This is a genomic window from [Chlorobium] sp. 445 (assembly GCA_002763895.1).
Lineage (GTDB): Bacteria > Bacteroidota > Chlorobiia > Chlorobiales > Thermochlorobacteraceae > Thermochlorobacter.
The window spans coordinates 30798-53035 of the sequence record NSLH01000004.1; the positions used below are offsets into that span (position 1 = coordinate 30798).

17 protein-coding genes and 1 riboswitch are annotated in these 22238 nt (G+C 47.3%); of the genes, 12 read left to right on the top strand and 5 right to left on the bottom strand.

The genetic code is table 11. From position 1 onward, the window contains the following. Nucleotide 1: 1 nt before the first annotated feature. Nucleotides 2–1435 carry a hypothetical protein gene (locus CMR00_02655; GenBank protein ID PIO48785.1) on the bottom strand — a complete coding sequence of 478 codons (1434 nt, stop codon included), beginning with the start codon at nucleotides 1433–1435 and terminating at the stop codon, nucleotides 2–4. 218 nt (nucleotides 1436–1653) lie between these two features. Between CMR00_02655 and CMR00_02660 the strand changes: the two genes are divergently transcribed. The 4 genes from CMR00_02660 (at nucleotide 1654) to CMR00_02675 (ending at nucleotide 7752) form a co-directional block, all read left to right on the top strand. Beyond that, nucleotides 1654–3477 (top strand): ATPase, encoded by a 1824-nt coding sequence (locus CMR00_02660; protein ID PIO48786.1) that lies wholly within the window; start codon nucleotides 1654–1656, stop codon nucleotides 3475–3477. 86 nt (nucleotides 3478–3563) lie between these two features. Beyond that, nucleotides 3564–4265: a potassium transporter TrkA gene (locus tag CMR00_02665; GenBank protein PIO48787.1), complete on the top strand. Its 702-nt coding sequence runs from the start codon at nucleotides 3564–3566 to the stop codon at nucleotides 4263–4265. Between the two features lie 170 nt (nucleotides 4266–4435). Further along, the gene (locus tag CMR00_02670; protein ID PIO48788.1) at nucleotides 4436–6751 is read left to right on the top strand and encodes a hypothetical protein; all 2316 of its coding nucleotides are present in this window, start codon (nucleotides 4436–4438) and stop codon (nucleotides 6749–6751) included. A 98-nt stretch (nucleotides 6752–6849) separates the two neighbouring features. Next, the gene (locus tag CMR00_02675; protein PIO48789.1) at nucleotides 6850–7752 is read left to right on the top strand and encodes a hypothetical protein; all 903 of its coding nucleotides are present in this window, start codon (nucleotides 6850–6852) and stop codon (nucleotides 7750–7752) included. 58 nt (nucleotides 7753–7810) lie between these two features. Here CMR00_02675 and CMR00_02680 read toward each other — a convergent pair whose 3' ends face one another. The 4 genes from CMR00_02680 to CMR00_02695 are packed head-to-tail and all read right to left on the bottom strand — an operon-like array spanning nucleotide 7811 to nucleotide 12976. Continuing rightward, nucleotides 7811–8803 carry a hypothetical protein gene (locus CMR00_02680; protein ID PIO48790.1) on the bottom strand — a complete coding sequence of 331 codons (993 nt, stop codon included), beginning with the start codon at nucleotides 8801–8803 and terminating at the stop codon, nucleotides 7811–7813. Continuing rightward, entirely contained in the window at nucleotides 8727–9257 is a 531-nt protein-coding gene (locus tag CMR00_02685; protein PIO48791.1) for a hypothetical protein, read from the bottom strand. The genes CMR00_02680 and CMR00_02685 overlap by 77 nt, the downstream gene beginning before the upstream one ends. A gap of 30 nt (nucleotides 9258–9287) precedes the next feature. Continuing rightward, nucleotides 9288–10655 (bottom strand): hemolysin secretion protein D, encoded by a 1368-nt coding sequence (locus CMR00_02690; GenBank protein ID PIO48792.1) that lies wholly within the window; start codon nucleotides 10653–10655, stop codon nucleotides 9288–9290. A 20-nt stretch (nucleotides 10656–10675) separates the two neighbouring features. Beyond that, complete coding sequence (locus CMR00_02695) at nucleotides 10676–12976, bottom strand: ABC transporter (protein PIO48793.1); 2301 nt, start codon at nucleotides 12974–12976, stop codon at nucleotides 10676–10678. A gap of 353 nt (nucleotides 12977–13329) precedes the next feature. Then, a riboswitch (SAM riboswitch) is annotated at nucleotides 13330–13516 on the top strand. A 240-nt stretch (nucleotides 13517–13756) separates the two neighbouring features. On the opposite strand from CMR00_02695, the gene CMR00_02700 reads away from it, so the two are divergent. From CMR00_02700 to CMR00_02735, 8 genes are all read left to right on the top strand, one after another. Continuing rightward, nucleotides 13757–15094, top strand: a complete 1338-nt coding sequence (locus CMR00_02700; GenBank protein PIO48794.1) for an O-acetylhomoserine aminocarboxypropyltransferase — start codon at nucleotides 13757–13759, stop codon at nucleotides 15092–15094. A 256-nt stretch (nucleotides 15095–15350) separates the two neighbouring features. Beyond that, a complete protein-coding gene (locus CMR00_02705) occupies nucleotides 15351–16346 on the top strand; it encodes a hypothetical protein (GenBank protein ID PIO48795.1) in 996 nt (331 codons plus the stop codon). A 278-nt stretch (nucleotides 16347–16624) separates the two neighbouring features. Continuing rightward, a complete protein-coding gene (locus CMR00_02710) occupies nucleotides 16625–17527 on the top strand; it encodes a hypothetical protein (protein PIO48796.1) in 903 nt (300 codons plus the stop codon). A 2-nt stretch (nucleotides 17528–17529) separates the two neighbouring features. Continuing rightward, a complete protein-coding gene (locus CMR00_02715; GenBank protein ID PIO48797.1) occupies nucleotides 17530–18147 on the top strand; it encodes a hypothetical protein in 618 nt (205 codons plus the stop codon). Next, entirely contained in the window at nucleotides 18138–18932 is a 795-nt protein-coding gene (locus tag CMR00_02720; GenBank protein ID PIO48798.1) for a hypothetical protein, read from the top strand. The genes CMR00_02715 and CMR00_02720 overlap by 10 nt, the downstream gene beginning before the upstream one ends. Before the next feature lie 73 nt (nucleotides 18933–19005). Next, complete coding sequence (locus tag CMR00_02725) at nucleotides 19006–19458, top strand: hypothetical protein (protein PIO48799.1); 453 nt, start codon at nucleotides 19006–19008, stop codon at nucleotides 19456–19458. Nucleotides 19459–19665: 207 nt separating this feature from the next. Then, nucleotides 19666–20529: a hypothetical protein gene (locus CMR00_02730; protein PIO48800.1), complete on the top strand. Its 864-nt coding sequence runs from the start codon at nucleotides 19666–19668 to the stop codon at nucleotides 20527–20529. Nucleotides 20530–20848: 319 nt separating this feature from the next. After that, a complete protein-coding gene (locus tag CMR00_02735) occupies nucleotides 20849–22231 on the top strand; it encodes a hypothetical protein (GenBank protein PIO48801.1) in 1383 nt (460 codons plus the stop codon). The last annotated feature ends 7 nt before the right edge of the window (nucleotides 22232–22238 follow it).

Consider the following 22238-nt stretch of genomic DNA (forward strand, 5'->3'; position numbering starts at 1 on the left):
GCTACGGACTTTTCGCTGCGCGCGTGCGTTGATGCGACACCATGCGCTCAATGATAAACAAAATTGCCACGAAAATCCATAGCGGCAAGTGTAAGGGAGTCATTGCCACTGGCTCTGGCTTGTGCGCATGTGAAGCATGAGTGCTGTCGTATTGAGGCTGGCGTTGAAGTGCTGTTGCTGCGCGTAGGTCTGGCACATTAAGCCATTGCTCATCGAGCACAAGTGTAGCCATCCATTCAGGGAAACTTGGTGAGAGTACAAAGTTATTCCATTCTGGCGCAAAGCGGCTGTAAAACACATACTCGATCGAGGATGATGAGGCTAAGTGCATATTACTGTGCTTTGTCAAAATCGGGTTGCCGAAGCCATCACGCCAAATTGCGCTATGATAAGACGGTGCCACAATACGGCGTTTGCACAAAAAGCTTGCGCCATCAGGCAGCACAACCATGCTTTGTGTGTCGGAGAATGCGCCTCGGGCATAACGCAAAACAAAGTGTGTTGAGTCAAGCCACTTTGGAATATCGCGCTCTGAAAGCCAGAAGAGCATATCCGGTGCCGCCGATTGTGTCGTTGTATCACGGCTGGGCAGTAGCGTCAGTTGCAGGTTTGCAAAAAATTTTTCTTGCACAGCCTGCAAGGCATAGCGAAGATAGTTGGCATCACGCTGCGTGGTTTCATCAAAGAAAATGGTGATACGCTTCGGTGGTGATAGTGGTGCTAGAGCTATGCGTTGTTGTGCAGCGTCGAGTGTATGCATGAGTTTGCGCTGAAAGTGCGTGCTCTCTCTTTGGCTTTCGACGGCGAGTGCAAGCACACTATCCTGACCCACTTGCTTTGCGGTGAGCACTTGTTCAATCCTGTCGTAATTTGGAACCGTGTACCATTTAACCTCATGAGCCAGCGTCGGACGCTGACCATGCAGTAAGTCTAAGCGCTCGCTTGTGAGCACTGTCAGATGCATTGCTTGTGGTAGTGTGTTATCGAGCTCTTCCAGCATTGACCATGCATTGACAAGTTGATTCTCGACACTATCCCTAGGCAAGGGTGGAAAATTTTTGGCAAGCAGTCGCAACTCGTAGCCTGCAGTGCGCAGTGAATCTGTTAGAGAATAAACTCGCGCATCTGTTGTGCGTTGCCAGAGATCGGGACTGACCAGTGCCCAGCCTTGTGCGGCAGGTTTGCTCGAGTGTGTGCGTAGAATCGGTTGTGATAAGGCAAATGTTGCCACACACAGCAGCAGTGCGCGTAGCAGAAATAGCCACCACTCTGAAAGTGCAGTACGGCGAAAGGTAGGTGTTTCTGTGGCTTTCAGGAATTTTATCGTTCCTACTTTAATCAGGCGTGGCTCACGCTGACTTAGCAGATGAATGATAATTGGCACAGCCAGCGATGCCAGTGCCATCAGCGCCAGTGGTGAAAGTAATTCAAGCATCGTTTGAAAAATGCGTGAGACTACACTTTAATGCAAGCTAAGACAGTTGTGTGCGTGGCGCTTGCTGCAGCATGTGTTACCTTGATTTTCAGTTCAAGATCAGTGTATTTTTTGCAAATTGTCCGAGCAGCAAAAACGGCTAATCTTGTTCGTTGTAACTGTATGATTCACATTGCGTAAGACAGCGCGCTATCTTAAGCCATCTCAAAAAGCCATGCATGCTAGAGCGCATTGACTCAGACATAGCCTCGCGTCTGAGACTGATAAGCCTGTGGATTGACACGCATCGTCAGTCTATACTGAAAGTGATTAATGTGTTTCTTGTTTTTTTGGCAATTGTAGCTGTCTCCTCACTCATTGCACGCCTTGGATTTTTTCTTTCTCCTGCAGAAGAACAGTGGGCGCAAGCCTTGGAGCAAATGATGCTTTATCTGTTCGCACTTCAAGCATTTTTGAAACTTGCACTTGCGCCGAACAGACTGCGCCATCTCAAAGAACGCTGGTTGGAGCTTGCTATCTTCACTGTAATTCTGCTCTATCTTATTTTTCCTTTTGCTGTCGAGCGCGTGCTGACTTCACTCAATCCACAACTGACCCCTGAAAACATTACGAGTCTTTACCTTGTCGTAACACAGTTTCTGGTAATTTTGGCACTCCTGCCTGCCACGCTGCGATACAGCGGACGCGTGATGACTGCCAATGTACAACCTGCCACAGTTCTACTTGTCAGCTTTATCCTTCTGACTATCCTCGGCACAGGATTTTTGCTCTTGCCGAAAGCTACCGCCGGCAAATCCGTTGCACTCGTCGATGCGCTCTTCATGGCAACCAGCGCCGTGTGTGTAACGGGTCTTTCAACAGTTGATATTACCACGACATTTTCTCACACTGGGCATTGGATTTTACTGGTGCTGATTCAGATTGGCGGTTTAGGCATTATGACTCTCACCACGTTTTTTGCAGCAGCTGCCGGCACAAGTGCGCGGCTCAAAGAATATATTGCACTGCGCGAGCTTATTGGTGAAGAAAGTCTGGGAAAAATTCGCACGATTTTGTTTCAAATCGGATTTTATACCATGGTCGTCGAAGCACTTGGTGCCGTGCTGATTTACTACACCTTAGAGCTTGACTCATCGCTGTTGCCCTCTTCGCCGGTCTTTTTTGCAGTGTTTCACGCTATCTCGGCGTTTTGCAATGCAGGATTTGCTTTGCTTTCAGATAATCTCGCTGCGCCCATGTGCAAATATAACTTTGCATTTCTCTATGTCGTGATGCTGCTTGTCGTTATTGGTGGCTTGGGTTTTCCTGCACTGTCGAGTCTGTCTGGATTTGTGCATGCCAAAATTTTGCGTAAACCTAATGCACGACTCTCCGTTCATGCTAAACTTGTCTTTTTCACATCAGCTATTTTGATTGTGTTGGGTGCAATTGGATTCTATGCGCTTGAATTTTCGCATGTGATGCATGGCATGACGCACAGCGAAAAAGTGATGTCTGCGTTCTTTCACTCTATCGTGGCGCGTACAGCGGGGTTCAATATGCTTGAGATTGGTGCGCTCTCTACACCGACACTCTTTTTACTCATTGCGCTCATGTGGATTGGTGCTTCGCCGAGTTCTACAGGTGGTGGTATCAAAACCACAACGGCAGCACTTGCACTTATGAACATCTGGGCAATTGCTTCGGGCAAAAACAAAATCGAACTTTTTCGCCGCCGCATTCCTGACCGTGTCGTTACGCGCGCATTTAGTACAGCGCTGCTCTCCTTACTCTATATCGCAATTGCCCTATTTTTACTGCTCATCACTGAACAAGAAAAAAATTTTAAGTTCGAAGCCTTGCTCTTTGAAGTCGTGTCAGCTGTCAGTACCGTTGGTCTATCGACAGGCATCACGGCTGAACTGAGCGATGCTGGTAAGTTGGTCATTATAGCTTCTATGCTGATTGGGCGTGTAGGATTTCTGACAGTCATCATTGCTTTGATTCGACCGCAAAACCATGGTGTGTATGACTATTCAGAAGAAAACGTTCTGGTCTCATAGGTTTGTGTCCCACTACCGCACTTGATGGCATCAGTCCGAGAATTGTCTGGTGCCGGTTTTCAATTTGTTAATGCAACCCAGCAGAAATGACTAAAAAAGTTGCCGTTATCGGTATCGGTAATTTTGGCTCGCACCTTGCAGTCACGCTGGCACATCAAGGCGCTGAAGTCTTGGCGATTGACTCCTCTATGGACCGTTTAGATGATGTCAAAGATAAAGTTACCTACACGGTTCGCTTAGATTCAACGGAGGAAAAAGCCCTGCGTGATCAAGGCTTGACGGAACTCGATGCGGTGATTGTTGCTATTGGCGATGACTTTGAAGCCACGCTGCTTACTGTTGCTGCTTTGCAAAACATTGGAGTAAAACGCATCATTGCACGCGCCACTACACAAACGCATGAGCGCATTTTGCGACACTTGGGCATCGAGGAGGTTATCTCTCCTGCTGTGGAAGCAGCAGAGCGACTGGCTGATAGCCTTATGTATCGTGGTGTCATTGATTCGCTTGAGCTTTCCTCAGATTACTCTATTGTGGAAGTTAATGCTCCTGAGTCCTTCATTGGCAAATCGCTAGGCGAACTGAAATTGCGTGAAACATTCGATGTCAACCTTATTACCATCAAACGCATCGAGCAAGAGCCACGACTCTTAGGTCTGCGCTCTCGCACAGTCGAAAAAATTCTCGGTATTCCAACGCCCGATATGATTGTGCAACGCGGCGACGTGCTCGTGCTTTTCGCCACTAAACCTGCTATCAGCAAAATGTGCAACGATAGTCTGGAGTAGCCTTATCAGATTCTTAGATACCCTGAGAGCGTTCCATCGCTAGGCCATAACGACCTCATGAAAGTAGCTTGAAACTTTTTCAATTTACATAGAGTTACTATGGCAACTCTCGCATAGCTTCTTACTGCTTGAGTCAAAGTTCTAGCACTCTACAACTCAGCATACATATTATGAAGGTAGCCGATTTGAAACAGGTAGGTTTAATTGCTTTTTGTTTAGTCTTTTTGCTTTTATCAAATGCAGCTGCACAGACCGTTACGCTTAGCGGTTATGTGCGCGATGCAAAGACAGGTGAGGAGCTCGTCGGTGCAACGGTTCAGCTTAAAGAAATTGCTAAGGGCGCCGCCACTAACGCTTCTGGATTCTACTCCATTACAGCTGAGCCAGGGGTTTATACGATCATCGTACGCAGCATAGGATATAACGAACTGCAGCAGAAAATCTCTCTTACCAGTAATCTTACCAAGAATTTCCTCTTGGAGCCAACTGACATTCAAGCCGAAGAAGTTACAGTATCTGCAGAACGCGCTTCGTCAAACGTTAGCAGTACAGAAATGGGCGCAACGAAAGTTGATGTTGAGACGGCCAAGCGCGTACCCGTTGTGCTCGGCGAGACAGACATTTTGAAGACGTTACAACTTTTGCCCGGTGTCTCTGCGCCTGAAGGCTCAACAGGATTCAGTGTGCGCGGTGGCAGCGCTGACCAAAACCTTATTCTGCTTGATGAAGCCACGATTTACAATGCGTCGCACTTGCTTGGCTTTTTTTCCGTTTTCAACTCCGATGTGGTCAAAGATTTCAAACTCTACAAAGCCTCAATTCCTGCTAATTTCGGTGGTCGGCTGTCATCCGTACTCGATGTACGCCAACGCGATGGGAATCTTAGCGAATTCGGCTTGACTGGTGGCATCGGTTTGCTGAGCAGCCGTCTGCTCATTGAAGCTCCTATTGCAAAAGACAAGGGATCTTTCCTCATTGCAGGTCGTCGTTCTTATGCCGACCTCTTTCTAAATCTCTCACCTAATTTCCGTGGTACTGTACTCTATTTTTACGATATCAATCTTAAAGCTAACTACACTTTTAGCGACAACGATCGCCTCTTTGTCTCTGGCTATCTCGGACGCGATGACTTTGGTTTAGCTGACTTTTTTGGAAATGCATACGGCAATGTGGCTTTCACTATGAGCTGGAATCATCTCTTTAGCCGTAGACTGCTTTCAAATTTTGCATTTCTCTACAGCAATTATGACTATGAACTGCGTATTTTTGCACCTGGCTCTGAAGTGCAAGTCACTTCCCGAATCCTCTCACCGAGTTTCAAAACAGATTTTGCTTACTTCATCACTGAAGACAATCAGATTGATGTCGGTGCTGAAGTTATCTACTATCGCTTTGTGCCCGGCAGAGTGCAACCGCTGAAAGATTCGCCTATTCGCCCCACCGCACTCGACGAAAAGTATGCGATTGAACCCTCGTTTTATGTTCGGCATGAATTTCCTCTAACAAAAGAATTGAGCTTAGACTACGGCGCACGCTTCAACTTCTTCTACCGCTTTGGTCCAGAGCCCATTCGCCAATACATCGATGGCAAGCCCCTCGTGTTCAGTCAAGTCACGGGACGCTATGAAAACGGTAGAGTTTTGCGCACTACTCAATTCAACCGCGGTCAATTGATTAGCTCATTTTTTGGTATTGAGCCGCGCATTGCCATCCGCTGGTTACTTGATGAGAGCACATCTCTCAAAGCCAGTTACAACCGCACACGCCAAAACTTGCATCTTGTCTCAAATACCGCTTCACCCACACCGCTTGATTTATACACGCCGAGCGGTCCCTTCTTCGAGCCGCAGGTTAGCGACCAGTTCTCCGTTGGTCTCTTCAAAAATTTGTTTGGCAATGACATCGAGATATCGCTTGAAGCGTACTACAGAGACTTGCAAAATCTCATTGATTTTGTCGATGGAGCTGACCTCTTCGGCAACAACAATATCGAAACCGAAGTACTCAGCGGCATCGGTCGCGCATATGGGGTTGAACTCTTTGTGCGTAAAAATTTAGGTAACCTTACTGGCTGGATTAGCTACACGCTCTCGCGCTCTGAAAGAAAAGTCGCAGGTGTTGATGGTGGACCAGGCATCAATCGTGGCGAGTGGTATCTTTCGCCGTTTGACCGTACGCACAACCTCAATGTTGTTGGCATCTACAAACTTAGTGATGCGTGGACGGTCTCAGCCGACTTTGTCTTGCAGACGGGTATTCCGTCTAATTTTCCGATTGGAGCATACGAAATCTCCGGGGCTATTATTCGGCAATTTCCCGATACACGCAATGCGGAACGCTTGCCGCTTTATCATCGCCTTGATGTCTCCGTGCGTTGGGATGCCAGTGCGCCTGATGCCCGCTTTAAATCTGCATGGGTATTTGGACTCTACAACATCTACAACAGACGCAATGCTGCCTCTATCACGTTTTCGTCAGAATCGTGAAAACCGTTTCCAAGGCGAAGCTGTACGCTTAGCATTTTTTGGTATTGTACCGAGCGTATCATGGGAGTTTAAGTTCTGAAATCCTTTCACTATTGAGCATGACTGGAACATCACTGCAAATTACGTATATTTCAAGAATCTGGCTTTCTCTTTCTCTGCTGCTGTCGCTGGCACTCTCAGCCTGCCAAGATGTCATTGATGTTACCTTGCAAAGTGAGCCGCCTCGTCTTGTGATTGAAGGCATTATTGAACGCAAGGCTGGTGAACCAGATTCTGCTTTTCAACGCATTAAGCTGACCAAAAGCATTGAATTTTTTGCAGGCGTACGCCCGCCGCTTGTACGTGATGCTGAAGTTCGCGTGATTAGTTCAACTGGTCGGGAGACGCGCTTTGTATTTTCAGAGCGTGACAGCGCGTTTATCACTAATGATCTTGTTGTCCAAGAAAATGTAGGCTATAAGTTGCAAGTTCGTTACAACGGTGACATCTACGAGACCGGATTTGACAGTGCACGACGTGGCGGTACCTTGGATTCTATCTATGCGCGCCCGCGCCGATCTTCACCCTTTGACACCACGCGTGGTCTGACTATCGCTGCAGATTTCACTGACCCAGCCAATACAAAGAATTTCTATTTCATCAAGCTCTTCAAGAATGGACGAGATGCACTTGAAATTCGCCCCGGCAATCAATTTGCAACCATTCGTGAGGATAGATTTTTCAACGGTGAAACTCTGCGCGGATTGGAGCCCCAAGCCAACATTGTCTTTCAGCCCGGTGACACTGCACTGGTGAAGGTCATCTCAATCGGCGAATCACTCTATGAGTATTTGCGTGCGCTCTTCATTCAAACACAAGGTGGCGGCGGCGGCATATTCAATCCTCCTCCCGCACCCATACGCTCGAATATCCTTAACCTTACCGATCGCGACCGCTTTCCACTCGGATATTTTGGTGTTGGCTGGACATCGCAGCGCAAACTCATTGTCCGAGAACCTTAACTATCTGCTGTGAGTGTAGCCTACTTCAGCACAGCGTAACGCGCACCGCGCCAGTCAGTTAGCGTATCCAGCGCTGCTGAATTTTGCCCGTTGCCCAGAGGTAATCACTAATAGCACGCAAGTAATCTGCTTGTGCGTTGACTAGGCTTTGCATTGCTGAGGCAGTTGCACGCTCACGCAAGTTCAAGATCAGCAGGGAGCTTTCACCTGCCAGAAATCGTATTCGCTCACCTTCTTGCACCAGATAAGCATAGCGTGTCTCGCGCTCTGCGGCTTCAATGCGTTCCAAAGCACGTCCGATAGCGGACAGTGCATCATCAATATCAGCTTGAATTTTGCGCTCGACTTCCAAGCGCTTGAGTGAGGCGCGTGTCGCTTTGATTTGTGAGAGCTGCAACTGTGCATTCGCCTCTCGGAAAAAAAGCGGTTGTGAAATCGAAAGACCGATGCGGTAGTCAAAACCTGATGCACCGCCGAAATACTGCAAGGCTTGAAATTGCGCTTCCAGATTCGGTCGCAAAAATTCGTAGGAGAAACGTACATCAACATCGGCAGCACGCTGCTCTACATCAATCTGCAACACTTCGGGACGATTTCTTAAGGCTTGCATACGGTCAAACTCAATCTGCGCTGGCGTCAGTGTGGGTGCAGGTGGCAGCGAGTACGGTACGGCGTTAAGTGCTCGTGGCGTCCCATCTTGATTCCACAGCAGCACACTAGCTTTGATGCTGCTGGCTTCATACTTGCGCTGCGCTTTCAGCACATCGCCTAAGCGTTTGGCAACTTCTTGCATTGCCTCAACGCTATCGAGTGCTGCGGTCTCGCCTCGTTTGACGCGCTCAGCAAGTGCTTGTGCGCGCACTACCGCAATCTCATAGACTTGCTGCGCTACACGAAGTTGCGAATAGGCTTCTGCCCAGTCCCAGTAGAGTTCCGAGGCAGTGAGCAGCAAATTGTTTTTGATTTGTATTTCGTTAGCACGCGAAAGGTCGGGGCGCAGCGCGGCTTTTTCGAACGTTGCACGGCGCTTGTCTAAAAAGATACCTTGCAAGAGTGGGACTTTTTACCCCAATCTCAGCTTCACCCTCAGCACCAGTCAGATCGACCGAACTGAGTCGTGAACCCGTGCCGCGTTTATATTTGGCAACGAATTTTGGACCGAAAAGTGAGCCAATAGGAAGTTCTAGCCCAGCACTCAAAAAATCCACTGTCGGTAAGCCGCTTTTCGTTTTACGCTCAATCTTGCCTTCAAAAATGGGATCGAATTCACCATAGGCATTGCGTAGGGTTGCTTCCGCTACATCGGCTTCGAGTTCTGCAGAAATGGCTGTGGGATTGGCGGCAAGCACAAGGTCTAAGTACTGTTCCAGCGAGAGTGAGTCACGCGTAGATGCGTCTCCTAACGGGCGCATCTGTGCTTGAGCACTTTTGTGCAATATCTGCAAAAAAAGAAGGTGAAAAGCAAAAAGAACTTTAATGGTCGCGCAATGCGCATGCTCCTTCATTCAGAGTTGATTTTAAACGAGAAATCTGCCTTACTTCTCATCACTGTCAGACGTATTTGATTTGCCTGACTTTTTCTCTTTATCAGCTCCACCTTTCTTTTTATCCATGCCGCCGGTGCGTACGGGAATAATCGGTGGGAAACCACAGAGCTGTCGCCACGCTTCATAAGCTAAGCTCACTTCGTTAAGCAAGATCCAGCCTGTTACCTCAGTGCCTTGACGTAAGTAGGAGCGGTTTGGCCATGGTTTGTCATTCGGGTCGGGGACCACGAGGACGCGGTATTTTCCAGATCCGTCATCGACAGCATCTACGACAGCGACTTTTCCGCCAAATGTACCCACTGACAGGTTTGGCCAGCCACCGCCCCAGACTTGAATTGCAGGGAAACCTGCAAATTGTAGCCGTACAGGGCGCCCCGTATCAATAATTGCAGCATCTAAACTGCCGACAAAAATCTCGGCCGCAATATCTTCTGAAGCGTTCGGTGTTACAATGCAGAGTGTCTCTCCTTTCTTGACAGTTTGACCTGGTCCAGCTTGAGCAATGCGTGTAATCTGGCCATCAATTGGACTCATCACTATGCCTAAGTTGCGACGCGTAGAGACATTACCAAGTTCCAAATCTGCTTTTGCGATTATGGCTTCCGCTTTGCGTTGTTTTGCTGCAAGTTCTGCGTTAGCATTACGCACGGCTTGTATTTCCACTTGCAAATCCGCCGCAGCTTTCGCCGAATCAGCAATAGACTTTTGAAGTTTAAGCGTCGCAGTTTCCAAATCTTTACGCGCCACAAGACCTTGTTTTTCAAGTTCTACTGCTCGCCAGTATTGGGTACGCGCAATTTGCACATCAACGTTGGCTTGCTCTACGATCTGCTTTGCGACTTTGAGCTTTTGTTCAGCTTGGCGCACTTTGTTTTCAGCTTGCACAATTTCAAGTTCGGCTTCTCTTGCTGTGTTATCGCGTACCGCTCTCTGATACTCCACAAAGTTCTCTGCAAGAAATTTGGTATCAATATCACGCAGCGTGGCAATTGTGTCGCCCGCCTTGACGATTGCACCTTCGTTGACATACCACTTGATGATGCGTCCATCAATTTGTGCATCAATCGTCTGCGGGCGTGTTGCTGGCACAAACGAAGTTACAGTACCTGAGCCTGCAATATTTTGCTGCCAAGTATTGGGAATAAACGCAATAAGAATGATTGTAAGAATCGTGATGCTAAATCCACGCGCCAATGGCTCCGCTGTCTTTGGCGTACTTGCCATGCGGAGTGCAGTCGTGTAGTAATATGGCACGGTCTCTTCAATAACGATTTTCTTACCATGTCCATTACCATGCCCATTTGTTGTGGCAATCTCCGTTTGGACTTTGACCATCTGAATTTTTTCTGCTGCCATCTTCTCCGTCTGCTAAAAGGTTATGTATTGCCATTGGTATCAGGACCAATACGCAGTTGAATCGTTTTGTCTGCAAGGTCCATCGCTTCTTTTTCGGAAATGACTTGACGCACAAGGTCAGGGAAAAGTTCCGCAAAACGGCTATTGGCGTGGAACGACAGTTCTCGTGGTGAGCCTTGTTCACAAATGATGCCTTTGTCGAGCACGAAGACCATCTCGGAGCGGCGAATGAGTTCCGCATCATGTGAGATATCAATAATTGTCCAGCATCGCTCTGCGTATAGCGACTGGATGAGCTGTAACTTTGTGCGTTCTTCCAAGCCACCAAAGGCTTCGTCTAAAATCAAGATGCAAGGCTTTGCGATAATGACGCGTGCAAAGATAATGCGGCGAATCAATCCTAGCGGGAGGTTGTTGCCCGCAGAGTTGAGCATCGTATCCAGTCGGTCAGGTAAGGCGCGAATAGCCTCGTAAATCTGTGCGGTTTTTAGTGCCCAGTCAATCTGCTCTTGCGGAAAGTGACGTCCCATCAAGATGTTTTCAGCTATGGTGCCATCAAAAATTTCGTTTTCCGGCATTACAATGCCGACCGTCCTACGAATGTCGCGCAAATCAAGGCGTGTAATATCGCTGTTATCAAACTCTATGATACCTTTGTCTGGCGGATAGATGCCGACAAGCAATGAGGCTAAGGTCGTCTTTCCTGCTCCACTTTCACCCACGAGACTGACTCGAGAGCCGCTTTTGATGAACAGCGATAAGCCTCTAAAAACTTGATGTCCATCAGGATAACTAAATGAGAGATTGGTGATTTTGATATTAGGTGGCACAGGTCTTTTCTCGAAGCTCTCGCCTTCTTCGCGCTCAAGGGGTTTGTCAACAAGGTAAGACAGTTTGTCAATGGCTGTGAGCAAATCGTAATGTTCGGCAAATTGCGAGACAAGTTTCTCAATAGAGCTTAGCATGGCAATAATAATCAACTCAGCAGCGACTAGCTGCCCAATCGAGAGTTGACCTTGAATGACCAAAGAACCACCAACGCCGAGTACGCCTACAATAGCCACGGCTCTAAAAAAGACTGAGCCTGCAATTTGACGCGCCAACACCATGAAGTGCTTGTGCCGTGCTTTGATATACTCTACAGCAATGCTATCGACACGCTCGTAGATGTACTCAGGTGTACCAAAAAGTTTGAAACTTGTCTGACAGCGCCCGACCTCTTCAAGCCACGAGGCTAATGCATACTTTTTCTTTGATTCTTTGATACTTGACACCAAACCACCGCGTCCTAAGACAAAAATCAGCACAGGCACAAACGCGATGAGACTGAGGTTAAAGAGAATGAAGAAGGGATGATAAATCGCAAGCAAAAACAGTCCAATCACCATCACCAGTGTTGCGCTGACGCCGTCGAGCAAGAATTTACCCACCGTCTTTTGAATCGTCAGCACATCGAAGAATCGATTGACCAATTCAGGTGTGTATTCATTCTCAAGTGAGGATTGCTTCATTCTGGGCAAGCGATGCGCAATTTCAAACGCCGTACGCACGAAGATGCGCCGCTGCAAGACATCGACCACATACTGCTTCATCACATCAAAGATGCCCACAATCAAAAGCCCAATAGCAACAATGATACATAGCCACACCAACTGGTTGGTAAAGACACCGAGCATGACAGAGTTTACAATTGCCGATGCCGAGAGCGGTACGACCAGCGAAAGCACACCTACAATCATTGCATAGGCGATCACGACACCAAAGTCGCGCCTTTCCTCTTTAAGCAGTTCGATAAGCCGATTAAATATCACGCTAAAATGATCCTTATGCTCAAACCCAATGCTGTGCGCATCTTGTGGCTTTTTGCCATGAACACTATAATCGTGCAGACTGTGCTTTGAGCGACGAGTTATGAAGGTTTGCAATGCACCATCAAAGGCAAGAATTTGAATTACATCTTTCCCTTGAAAAATTTCAGCTACAGAAAGTTCACTTTCAGTGTTGGTGCGAAAGTTCAGCAGTGTTACGCGCTCATTTTTGGCAATCTTTTTAACCAGCAGCAGATCGTCGTTATACAGCATAAGCGCATTGACTGGCAGGTGATGCACGAAATCTTTTGCAGAAATGCCCATTCGGCGCAGCGATAATCCATGCACTTGTCCTTCACGCTCCAATTCTTTCAGCACAGTCTCGCGCAAGAGGCCTACATGATGAAAGTGGTGGTGAACATCCGCCGCACTGATTGCTAAGTCAGCTTGTTCAGCAAGATACTCGAGTGCCCGTATCGCTTGTAGTTCAAGGTTGGCTTCTTGCATGTTCATGTCTCTATCTCTCACTCAATTTTCAATGTTTAGACTCAAGTTCAATGTGTAAAATCATTGTCTAGCACTGCTCTTCGCTAGAGCATATTGTTGCATATCCTAACTACAATTTTGGCTACAACTACAACAGAGTATAAGTGCAGGGAAGACAGTATCTGCCTTACTCGGAAACTATTCCAGAGAATAAGAAATTCCAAAAAAAAGTTTAATAATCTGACACTTTCTTTTTCTACGCGCCTTTATGAAGGTCGGAGACAAGTAAGTATTATTTTAAGGATTTTGGAATCTACCCAAAAATGCATATCATATCTACTAAATGCCTCGGCTTGTTCTTTTACAAAATTACTAACTAGGCGTCATCAAGAAAGGCAGAGGGACACACCCAATGAAGCCTTAGCAACCGCTTGATTTTGAGTACCAGGGTCCCTAGAAACTAAACTCAACAAGGGTAGTGCTCAGACTGCTTAGAGCTTAGGCTTAGAGCTTAGGTTAAACCGGGGCTAATTTGCACCTATCACTTCTCGATGGGAAAGATGCCAGAAAGCCTGCCAACACGCATGTTTTGAGCTACTTTCTGAACCTGTCAAAAAACGCTCAAGACATTTTTCGCTGTGCTACTCCTGCCTGTTTCATCCTTGAATGCGCACAAGCAAATTCAATGCAAATGGTACGTAAATGGTGACACACTATCCCTGCTCATCTTGATGCCGTCATCTTCCGACCTTTTGAGTTGTCTTTATTCATTTTCGTTTTTTTCTTTAACCTAAACACGGGAACGCTATGTCGCAAGCAAACGGTAAAACTCGTCAATATCGCTTCGAGACCCTGCAAGTTCACGCCGGTCAAGTGCCAGACCCAACCACCAACAGTCGTGCTGTACCTATCTATCAGACTACATCGTATGTGTTCAACAGTCCAGAGCATGGCGCAAACTTGTTTGCACTCAAAGAGTTTGGCAACATCTACACGCGTATTATGAACCCCACAAATGATGTCTTTGAGAAGCGAGTGGCTGCCCTTGAAGGCGGGGTGGCGGCACTGGCTACTGCCAGCGGACAAGCCGCACAACTCTTGACGATTGCTACACTTGCACAGGCTGGAGAAAATATCGTTTCTACAAGCTACCTGTACGGTGGTACATACAATCAATTCAAAGTCTCACTGCCCCGTCTTGGCATTGCGGTAAAGTTTGTAGAGGGCGACAATCCTGATGATTTCAAGAAAACTATTGACTCGAAAACGAAAGCTATCTATCTGGAGACCATTGGCAATCCAAAGTTTAATGTGCCCGACTTTGAAGCTATTGCCAAAATTGCCCACGATGCAGGCATTCCGCTCATCGTCGATAACACGTTTGGTGCAGCAGGGTATCTTTGTCGTCCAATTGAGTGGGGTGCCGATATTGTTGTACAATCTGCCACGAAGTGGATTGGTGGGCACGGCACCAGCATCGGCGGCGTCATTGTCGATTCAGGCAATTTTGATTGGGGCAATGGCAACTTCCCTATTTTCACTGACCCCAGTCCCGGCTATCATGGCTTGAAGTTCAACGAGGTCTTTGGGAAAGGCAATCCAAACGGGTTTCCAAACATTGCGTTTATCATACGCGCCCGCGTAGAAGCCCTGCGCGACTTAGGTCCTGCACTCTCACCATTTAACGCTTTTCTTTTCTTGCAAGGTCTAGAGACACTCTCGCTGCGCGTTGAGCGCCATTGCCAAAACGCCCTTGCACTTGCTCGGTGGCTCGAAAAGCATGAGGCAGTTGAGTGGGTAAGTTATCCCGGGCTTGAATCGCATCCCTATCATCACAATGCAAAGAAGTATTTGCGTAATGGATTTGGCGGCGTGCTGTCGTTCGGCGTCAAAGGTGGCTTTAATGGCGCCCAAGCTGTTATCAACAACTTGCAACTTGCAAGCCATCTGGCTAATGTCGGCGATGCAAAAACACTGGTGATTCACCCGACAGCTACTACGCATCAGCAACTCTCTGAAGCCGAGCAACGCTCTGCTGGCGTTACACCCGAACTTATCAGAGTCTCCGTTGGCATCGAACACATCGATGATATCATCGAGGATTTTGATTATGCGCTCTCTAAAGTTAATGTCTTCGCTCAGTGATGAAGTCTGCATCAATCCCTCTTTCAGTCTCGAAGGAGGGATTGTGCTTTGATCCAGATGCTTCAAGAGCAAAGACGCAACCGCGTTGTGCAAATCTGCACTGCTGTAACATGTATCTTTGAACGATTGAATGAATTACACTAAAATAGTTAGCATTTGAGAATTGACTTTGTAGACGATTATCTTCTTTTTCTAAGATAGCTTGACTACTGCCAGAGATAACACCGTCCCTGCGGCAAATCGCACTTCAAGGCTTGTGCCTCCTAGCAAGCCTGCTGTATCTTTTGCAGAACAGTTGCTTTCCAAAATTTATGCGCCGCATACCTTCCATGCTTTACCCGCAGAACCTTTTGCCTCACTGAATTATGCCGAAGAGCTTGCTCTTAAAAATGAGTCTCTTGCTGAGTTCTGGACTGTGCATCAACTCGATCATAAGCCACTACCGATTCTTCCATCACCAAAATCAAGGCAGTACCGCGCCACCACCAAACGCCGCGTTATTACGCAGCGCAGAGTTACCAAACTTTCAGTGAGCAGTGCTTATGCGCCTAAGTCTACCCCCGAGACTTACAGTTCCATTTTAGAGCCCGATACTCATCAGAGTCTCTATCAATTTCTTGAAGCCAAGCTAAATACTTCTGCTTATCGACAACTGGCTGAGCATCTGAACTTTGTTATTGTACGGAGCAGTGACGGGGCGCTTTCCGTTATCTTCAACATTGATTTTCTCAATGCTGAACTGACACGCAAACTCAAATTGCTTTCAGAGGCTTTGCAAGCGCTGCCACAGAAGATTGTATCGGCATTTGTCTTTCAAGACCCCTCACGCTCGCGCTACAGTTTTGAGCAAAAGCGTCCAGAAACGCAAGTACCTTTCAAACGGCTTTTTGGTCCTGAGAAGCTTTATCTAAAAATTTTAGGTAAAAAGTACAGTTATCACCCCACCGCCTTCTCGCAAGTCAATGTCTCTATGCTACCTACGATGTTGCAAACAGCAGAGAACATGCTTGCTCCTTTTGCTTCACGCCTGCTTGATTTGTATTGCGGCTATGGCTTGTTTGGCTTGTTTCTTGCGGAAAAATATGATGAAGTGCTCGGCTATGATGCGGAGGCGTTGCCATTCAATCTGCAAAGGAAAATGCGCTGCACTTCAAAGTCAAGAAGCGTATTGGGTTTTATGCCTGCCGTATCACTGGCGAAACGCTCCTGCGACGGCTGCCTGCTGTACATTCACATGAGCATATCATTTTAGATCCGCCACGACAAGGCACGCAAGCAGGCGTCTCACACATCTTAGCCATGCGCCAGCCTGAGCGTGTGTTACACATTTTCTGCGGGGTCGATGAAATTCCGCGTGAGCTTAAAGCGTGGAAGCAACACGGTTACAACCCTACGCACATTCAACCGCTCGATATGTTTGCAGGCACACCAAACTTGGAAGTCATGATTTTGCTTTCGCGCTAAATCGAAGATAATTAGCTTTGCGCTTGCATTAGAACATGTTGTATTCAAACCCATTTTTCTGTGACAATGAGAACCTACAAACTCAAACATATTGACGCCTTTACAGACCGTGCCTTTACAGGCAATCCAGCTGCAGTGATTATGCATGCCGAGGGACTTTCTGAAGAAGAGATGCAGAAAATCGCACGCGAGATGAATCTATCGGAAACAGCATTTGTGCTGCCGCCACAAGATGCCTCTCACGACCTGCAGCTGCGCTGGCTGACACCACAGGCAGAAGTGGACCTTTGTGGTCATGCGACCATTGCGGCATTTCACGCTCTGGCTGAAGCTAAGCTCTACGACTTAGATCAGGACAGCGAACATGCTCTGCGTGTGAAGACGCGCAGCGGCATTTTGCCCATTCGTGTGCGCCAAGAAAATGGCAAAGTACGCGTAACCATGGGTTTACCGTTGCCAAACTTTGTGCCTTACAAAGGGCAAAAATTTGAACTCTGTCAAGCCTTGACTTTGCCGATGGAATTGCTCGATAACACCTTACCGATTTGGCTGTCAGATTTAGGGTATATTTTCATTCCTTTCGTTAGCCGAGAGCCGCTGTTGAAGATGAAGCCGAGCATTCTGGACCTTAAAAATTTGTCGCAGAAATATCACATCAGTGGATTTTGCACTTTTACAACGGATACGAAATACGAAACCAGTGCTGCCCATTCACGATTTTTTGCACCGATGCTGGGCGTTGACGAAGACCCCGTAACAGGCTCTGCACAAGGTGCACTTGCCGTCTATCTCTATCAGAATGGTCGTGTTAAGGGCGAAGGACGAATTCCCATTACGCTCGAGCAAGGCTACGAAATGGAGCGTGGTGGCAGAGTGTGGGCAGAACTCGATGTGCAAGATGGAAAGCTATGCGCACTTTGGATTAGCGGTTATGCCGTAACCGTCATGAACGCTGAACTCTACATCTAGTTATGCTCTACATCGTTCGGTCGGTTCATCTTTTCTGCGCGCTCATTTTATGCATTTGCCTCAGCGATACTTCACTTGCTGTTGCGCAAGAAAGTGATGCCTTACCCCCAGAATTTCACCGGCGCAACCGTGAGCGCTTCATTGAGCAAATGCCCGACAGTGCACTTGCGCTTTTTTTTGCAGCTGATGTCAAAAATCGCAGCAATGACACTGACTATCTCTACCGTCAAGACAATGCGCTCTATTACCTTTCTGGCTTACGCGAGCCTGCCGCTGTACTCATCCTCTTCAAGCACCCTGTGTCAGTTGGCACTGTGAAAACACAAGAATTACTCTTTGTGCAACCGCGCAACCCCAGTGAAGAAATCTGGACAGGACGACGCCTCGGCAAAGAAGGCGCACGCGACGCCCTGCGACTTGCGGCAACAGAAACCTCCGATCACTTTGACACTTTTCTTGAAGCCTTCTTCAAAGCTGAAGGTCAGCAGTTCAAGACCGTTATGTTTCCCTCTGGTCAGCGTGGCGCTATACCTGAGGCGCAACGTAAAGCAGAGGCACTTTTCAGAAGCAAGGGGTTTTTCGTGCAAAGTGCCTTTCCATTCTGGCAAAGATGCGTGTAACTAAATCGCCAGAAGAAGTGCGTCTTATCCAGAAAGCTACAGAGATTGCTATTGCAGCACATTTGCAAGCAATTATGTCTTGTGAGCCCGAAATGCATGAATACGAACTTGCTGCAGTTGCAGAATATGTCTTCAAGAAAATGGGATGTGCTTACACGGCATATCCTTCTATTGTGGGCTCAGGTGAAAACAGTGTGATTTTGCACCACAACGCCTCACATAAGAAAATGAAAGCTGGCGAACTTGTCGTGATGGATATGGCTGGGGAGTACCTTGGCTATGCCTCTGATATCACGCGTACAATCCCTGTCAGTGGTAGCTTCACCAAAGAGCAGCGAGAAATTTACGAACTTGTCTTGGCAGCACAGACTGCAGCAATTGCCGAGTGCAAAGTTGGTGCGCCGTTTCATGCGCCACATCTCAAAGCTGTTGAAGTCATTGCCGATGGCTTAGTAAAACTTGGCGTAATTCAAACCCGCAATGAGTATCGGCAATACTTTATGCATGGCACGAGCCATCATGTTGGGCTTGATGTGCATGATCCGAATTTTGGTACATTAGGTGAAAATCAAATCATCACGGTTGAGCCCGGTATCTACATTGCGCCAGGTTCGCCATGTGACAAAAAGTGGTGGAACATCGGTGTGCGCATTGAAGATGTGGTGCTTATCACGAAAGAGGGCTGCATCGTGCTCTCAGCGGCTTTGCCAAAGACAGTACCTGAACTTGAAGCCTTGATGCAAAAAAAAGGTATTGGGAATTTGAATGTGCAGACACCGCCTTAAAGCCTTGCAGCGTTGCAAATTGCTCACGCTATGATATTTTGCGATATTAGATGTGCTAAAATGCTCTGCGTCGATGAACTGGTTAAATCAACTCGCCACGCGCTTAGGACTGCTTCGTGCTGAGGTACTTGTGTTATGCTTCGTCATGCTATTTTTTCTCTCTGGTGTTGCCTTCAAAGTCTTTGTTGGCTACCGCGAGCGCAGTGAGTTAATTGAGAAAGCGCAAGTTCAACTTTTCACTGGCACAGAGTCAGATAGCCTGCTTGCAGCAGAAGAGCAACTCTACGAGCAGAGTCTTACCAGCGTTGAGCGCGTGCTGAAAGGTCACACAAAACTCAATTTTAACGCTGCTACGGCTGAAGAACTTGAAGCCTTGCCTGAGATTGGCGCGCTGCTTGCAGATCGGCTTGTGCGTTTTCGTGCATACAAAGGTGGGAAATTGCGCTCCCTCGATGAGCTTTTAGAAGTAAAAGGTATCACGCCTGAGCGGTTATCTATCCTGAAAACCTATCTTACAGTGGAATGATGCCAAGATGAGCGACATCAACGCTGGCTTCGACGTGTACAACTTTGCAAGTCTGCAAGGCATCTTGCCTTGAAAATTGACTGTTCGCTGTTGCACAGTTGGCAGGCTTGGCTGGCGTTCCTGCTCCTACGCATTCTGCGGTGTTCATTTACAATGAACAAGCACGTGCTACTTCAAAGCATTTTGGTATAACCAAACACAGAGACAATGTCTCAAATCGGAATTTCAATAGAGCATACCTCCATTTATCTTGTACATCTCAATCGTGGTGAAGGCGGATGGCATCATGTGCAAGCGTCCAGTGAACTGACATTCAATGTCAATCTTTACAGCGATTTGCTCGACAAAGGGCATCCTAAGCTCGTCTCAGAAGTTACGCAGAAATTGACCCAAGCGCTCTCACGGCTTGCGCCTAAGAGACTTGCCGTGGGCTTGAATATGACAGGCGCTAAATGCTTGCCCATCCAGGTAGAAAAAAACATGCCTGCAGATATGTTTGAGGAAGTCTGCCAGGCAGAAGCTGCGCTCTTTCTGAATGAGCCAGAGGACTATATTTGGCAGCCTGTGTCAGTAGGGAATGCACTCCACAGCAAGTTTGAGCACTATGTTTTGATTTTTTTGCCCAAGCGCTATCTCACGCGTCTCAAGATGCTGCTTTTGCCTTCGCAGAAAGAGATTAACCTGATTGATGTGGCACATATTGCACTGCATCACTTGCAAGTTCATCCCAACATGCGTACTGCACTTTTGGAAATTGAGTCTGATTATGTAGCATTCAGCTCACTGCTGATGCCTAACCTTGAGACGCTTACCTACACTCCGCTGGAAGTGGAAACCGATGCGGCTTATTTTGCGCTGTCTGCAATTCAGACACTCTCTGCATCATGTCCAATTAGCGTCATCGGCAGCGCTGCTAGCAACGAAGTGATTTCATTTATCGCTGATGCCGCAAAGCTCCCCGTTGCACGTGCGACCTTACCTAAAAACTTTGTTGTTAGCTCGCAAGTTGACAGCCCTGAAAAATATCTCAAAGCAATCGGTTGCGCTGTAAAAGCGATGAGTTTAGGATAAACAAAGCGCGGGCAACCTCAGTCGGTTTGTCTCAATAGCAGGCTTGTAGGCTCAGAATAGCTTTTAGAGTTTCTTGAAACCTAGACTTGAAGCCTAGAACCAAGCCATGCGTACTTTACCCTGAGAAACGTTATTGTGTGCGTTATTGTGTGAAAAGTTTCTAACCTGAGAGAAAGATTATGCCTAGCGTTGCAATTATCGCTCAACCCTCTGTACAAGCCACTTTCCTGATGCGCATCATTACCTTGCAGTCTATGAAGCTGAGCTTTTCACGCCCGATTTTGTTGATGCTATTGATCCAAGTATTGACATTGCCTATGTGGAAGTGCTTGATGAAGAAAAATGCTTAGAGATCATTGGGCAGTTGCATGAAAAATTCTGGTCTATGCCTATCGTTGGGTTTTTGCCCAAACCGCGCATGGATTTGGTCATTGAGGCATTTCGTGCTGGGGCAAATGATGTGCTGATTTACTCAGGCGACATGATGCACGACAGCATAGAAGCTGCAGATTCCGTGCACCGCGCCCTGCGGCAACGACAAAAAATGCTGCTGCGTCAAAACATCTTAATCAACTCGCCAAATCTGCCGCCTACTACAGCCCCTGTTCAAAATGGCTTTATCTATCAATTGCCCCAACCTGTCATCGTGATGGATAAACACTTGCGCATTGCTTCGCTCAATCACGCTGCCGAAGATATCATTGGTCTCAATGAAGCCAATGCATGCGGCAAAGATGTTTCACTCTTTTTTAGTATCTCGGTCGAAGAACGCGAGAGAATTCTCTCGGGACAGAGCTTCAGAAGTGAAATGCTGGTGCAGCACGGCGATGATGTCAAGACCATCGGCTACTCTATTTCGCCGCGTGTGCGTGACAATGGCGAACTCGATGGCGCAGTGATGATTTTCAAGGACATCACCGAAGACCGCCGCAAACGTCAGCAAGCTGAGAAAAACGAAAAAATGCAGACGCTGGGCGAAATTGCTGCCGCTATCTCGCACGAAGTTAAAAATCCATTGGCTGGCATTAAATCCATGGTGCAAGCGGTGCTCATTGACTTAGATGAAAAATCTGAGCCTTATCAATATCTCAAACGTGTTTTGCAAGAGGTTGACCGCATCAACAATTTCATTGAGAGCACGTTTGCATTTGCGCGCCATCGCCGTCCACGCATCATTCGCAGTGCTATTCCTGAAATTCTGGAGTCCGTCATTGCCTTGATGTCCGAAAACCTTAAGCGCCACAATATTGAACTCGTGCGCGAGTATGCTGAAGATTTACCTACCTTACGCGTCGACCCTGACCAAATCCGGCAAGTCTTCTTGAACATCATGCTCAATGCTATTGAAGCGATGGCTGACGTAAATATCGAAAAGAAAAAACTGAGCATCTCGGTCAAACCTATTACACTCAAACATGGTAAAGAGGAAATCCGATACTTAGATATTCAATTTCAAGACACAGGACCGGGTGTACCCGAAGAAGTCCTGACAAAAATTTTTGATCCTTTCTTTACCACAAAGCCCAATGGTACAGGGCTTGGGCTTGCTATCTGCTTCAAGATTGTCAGCGAACACGGTGGTCGAATTGATGTGAGCAACGCTGTGGAAGGCGGCGCTATTGTCTCTGTCAAATTGCCACTTATCTTTAGAACCAGTTACGAAACTTCACCTATTGTGGACGCTTTGCAGCACGAGCGTTAAGCACGAT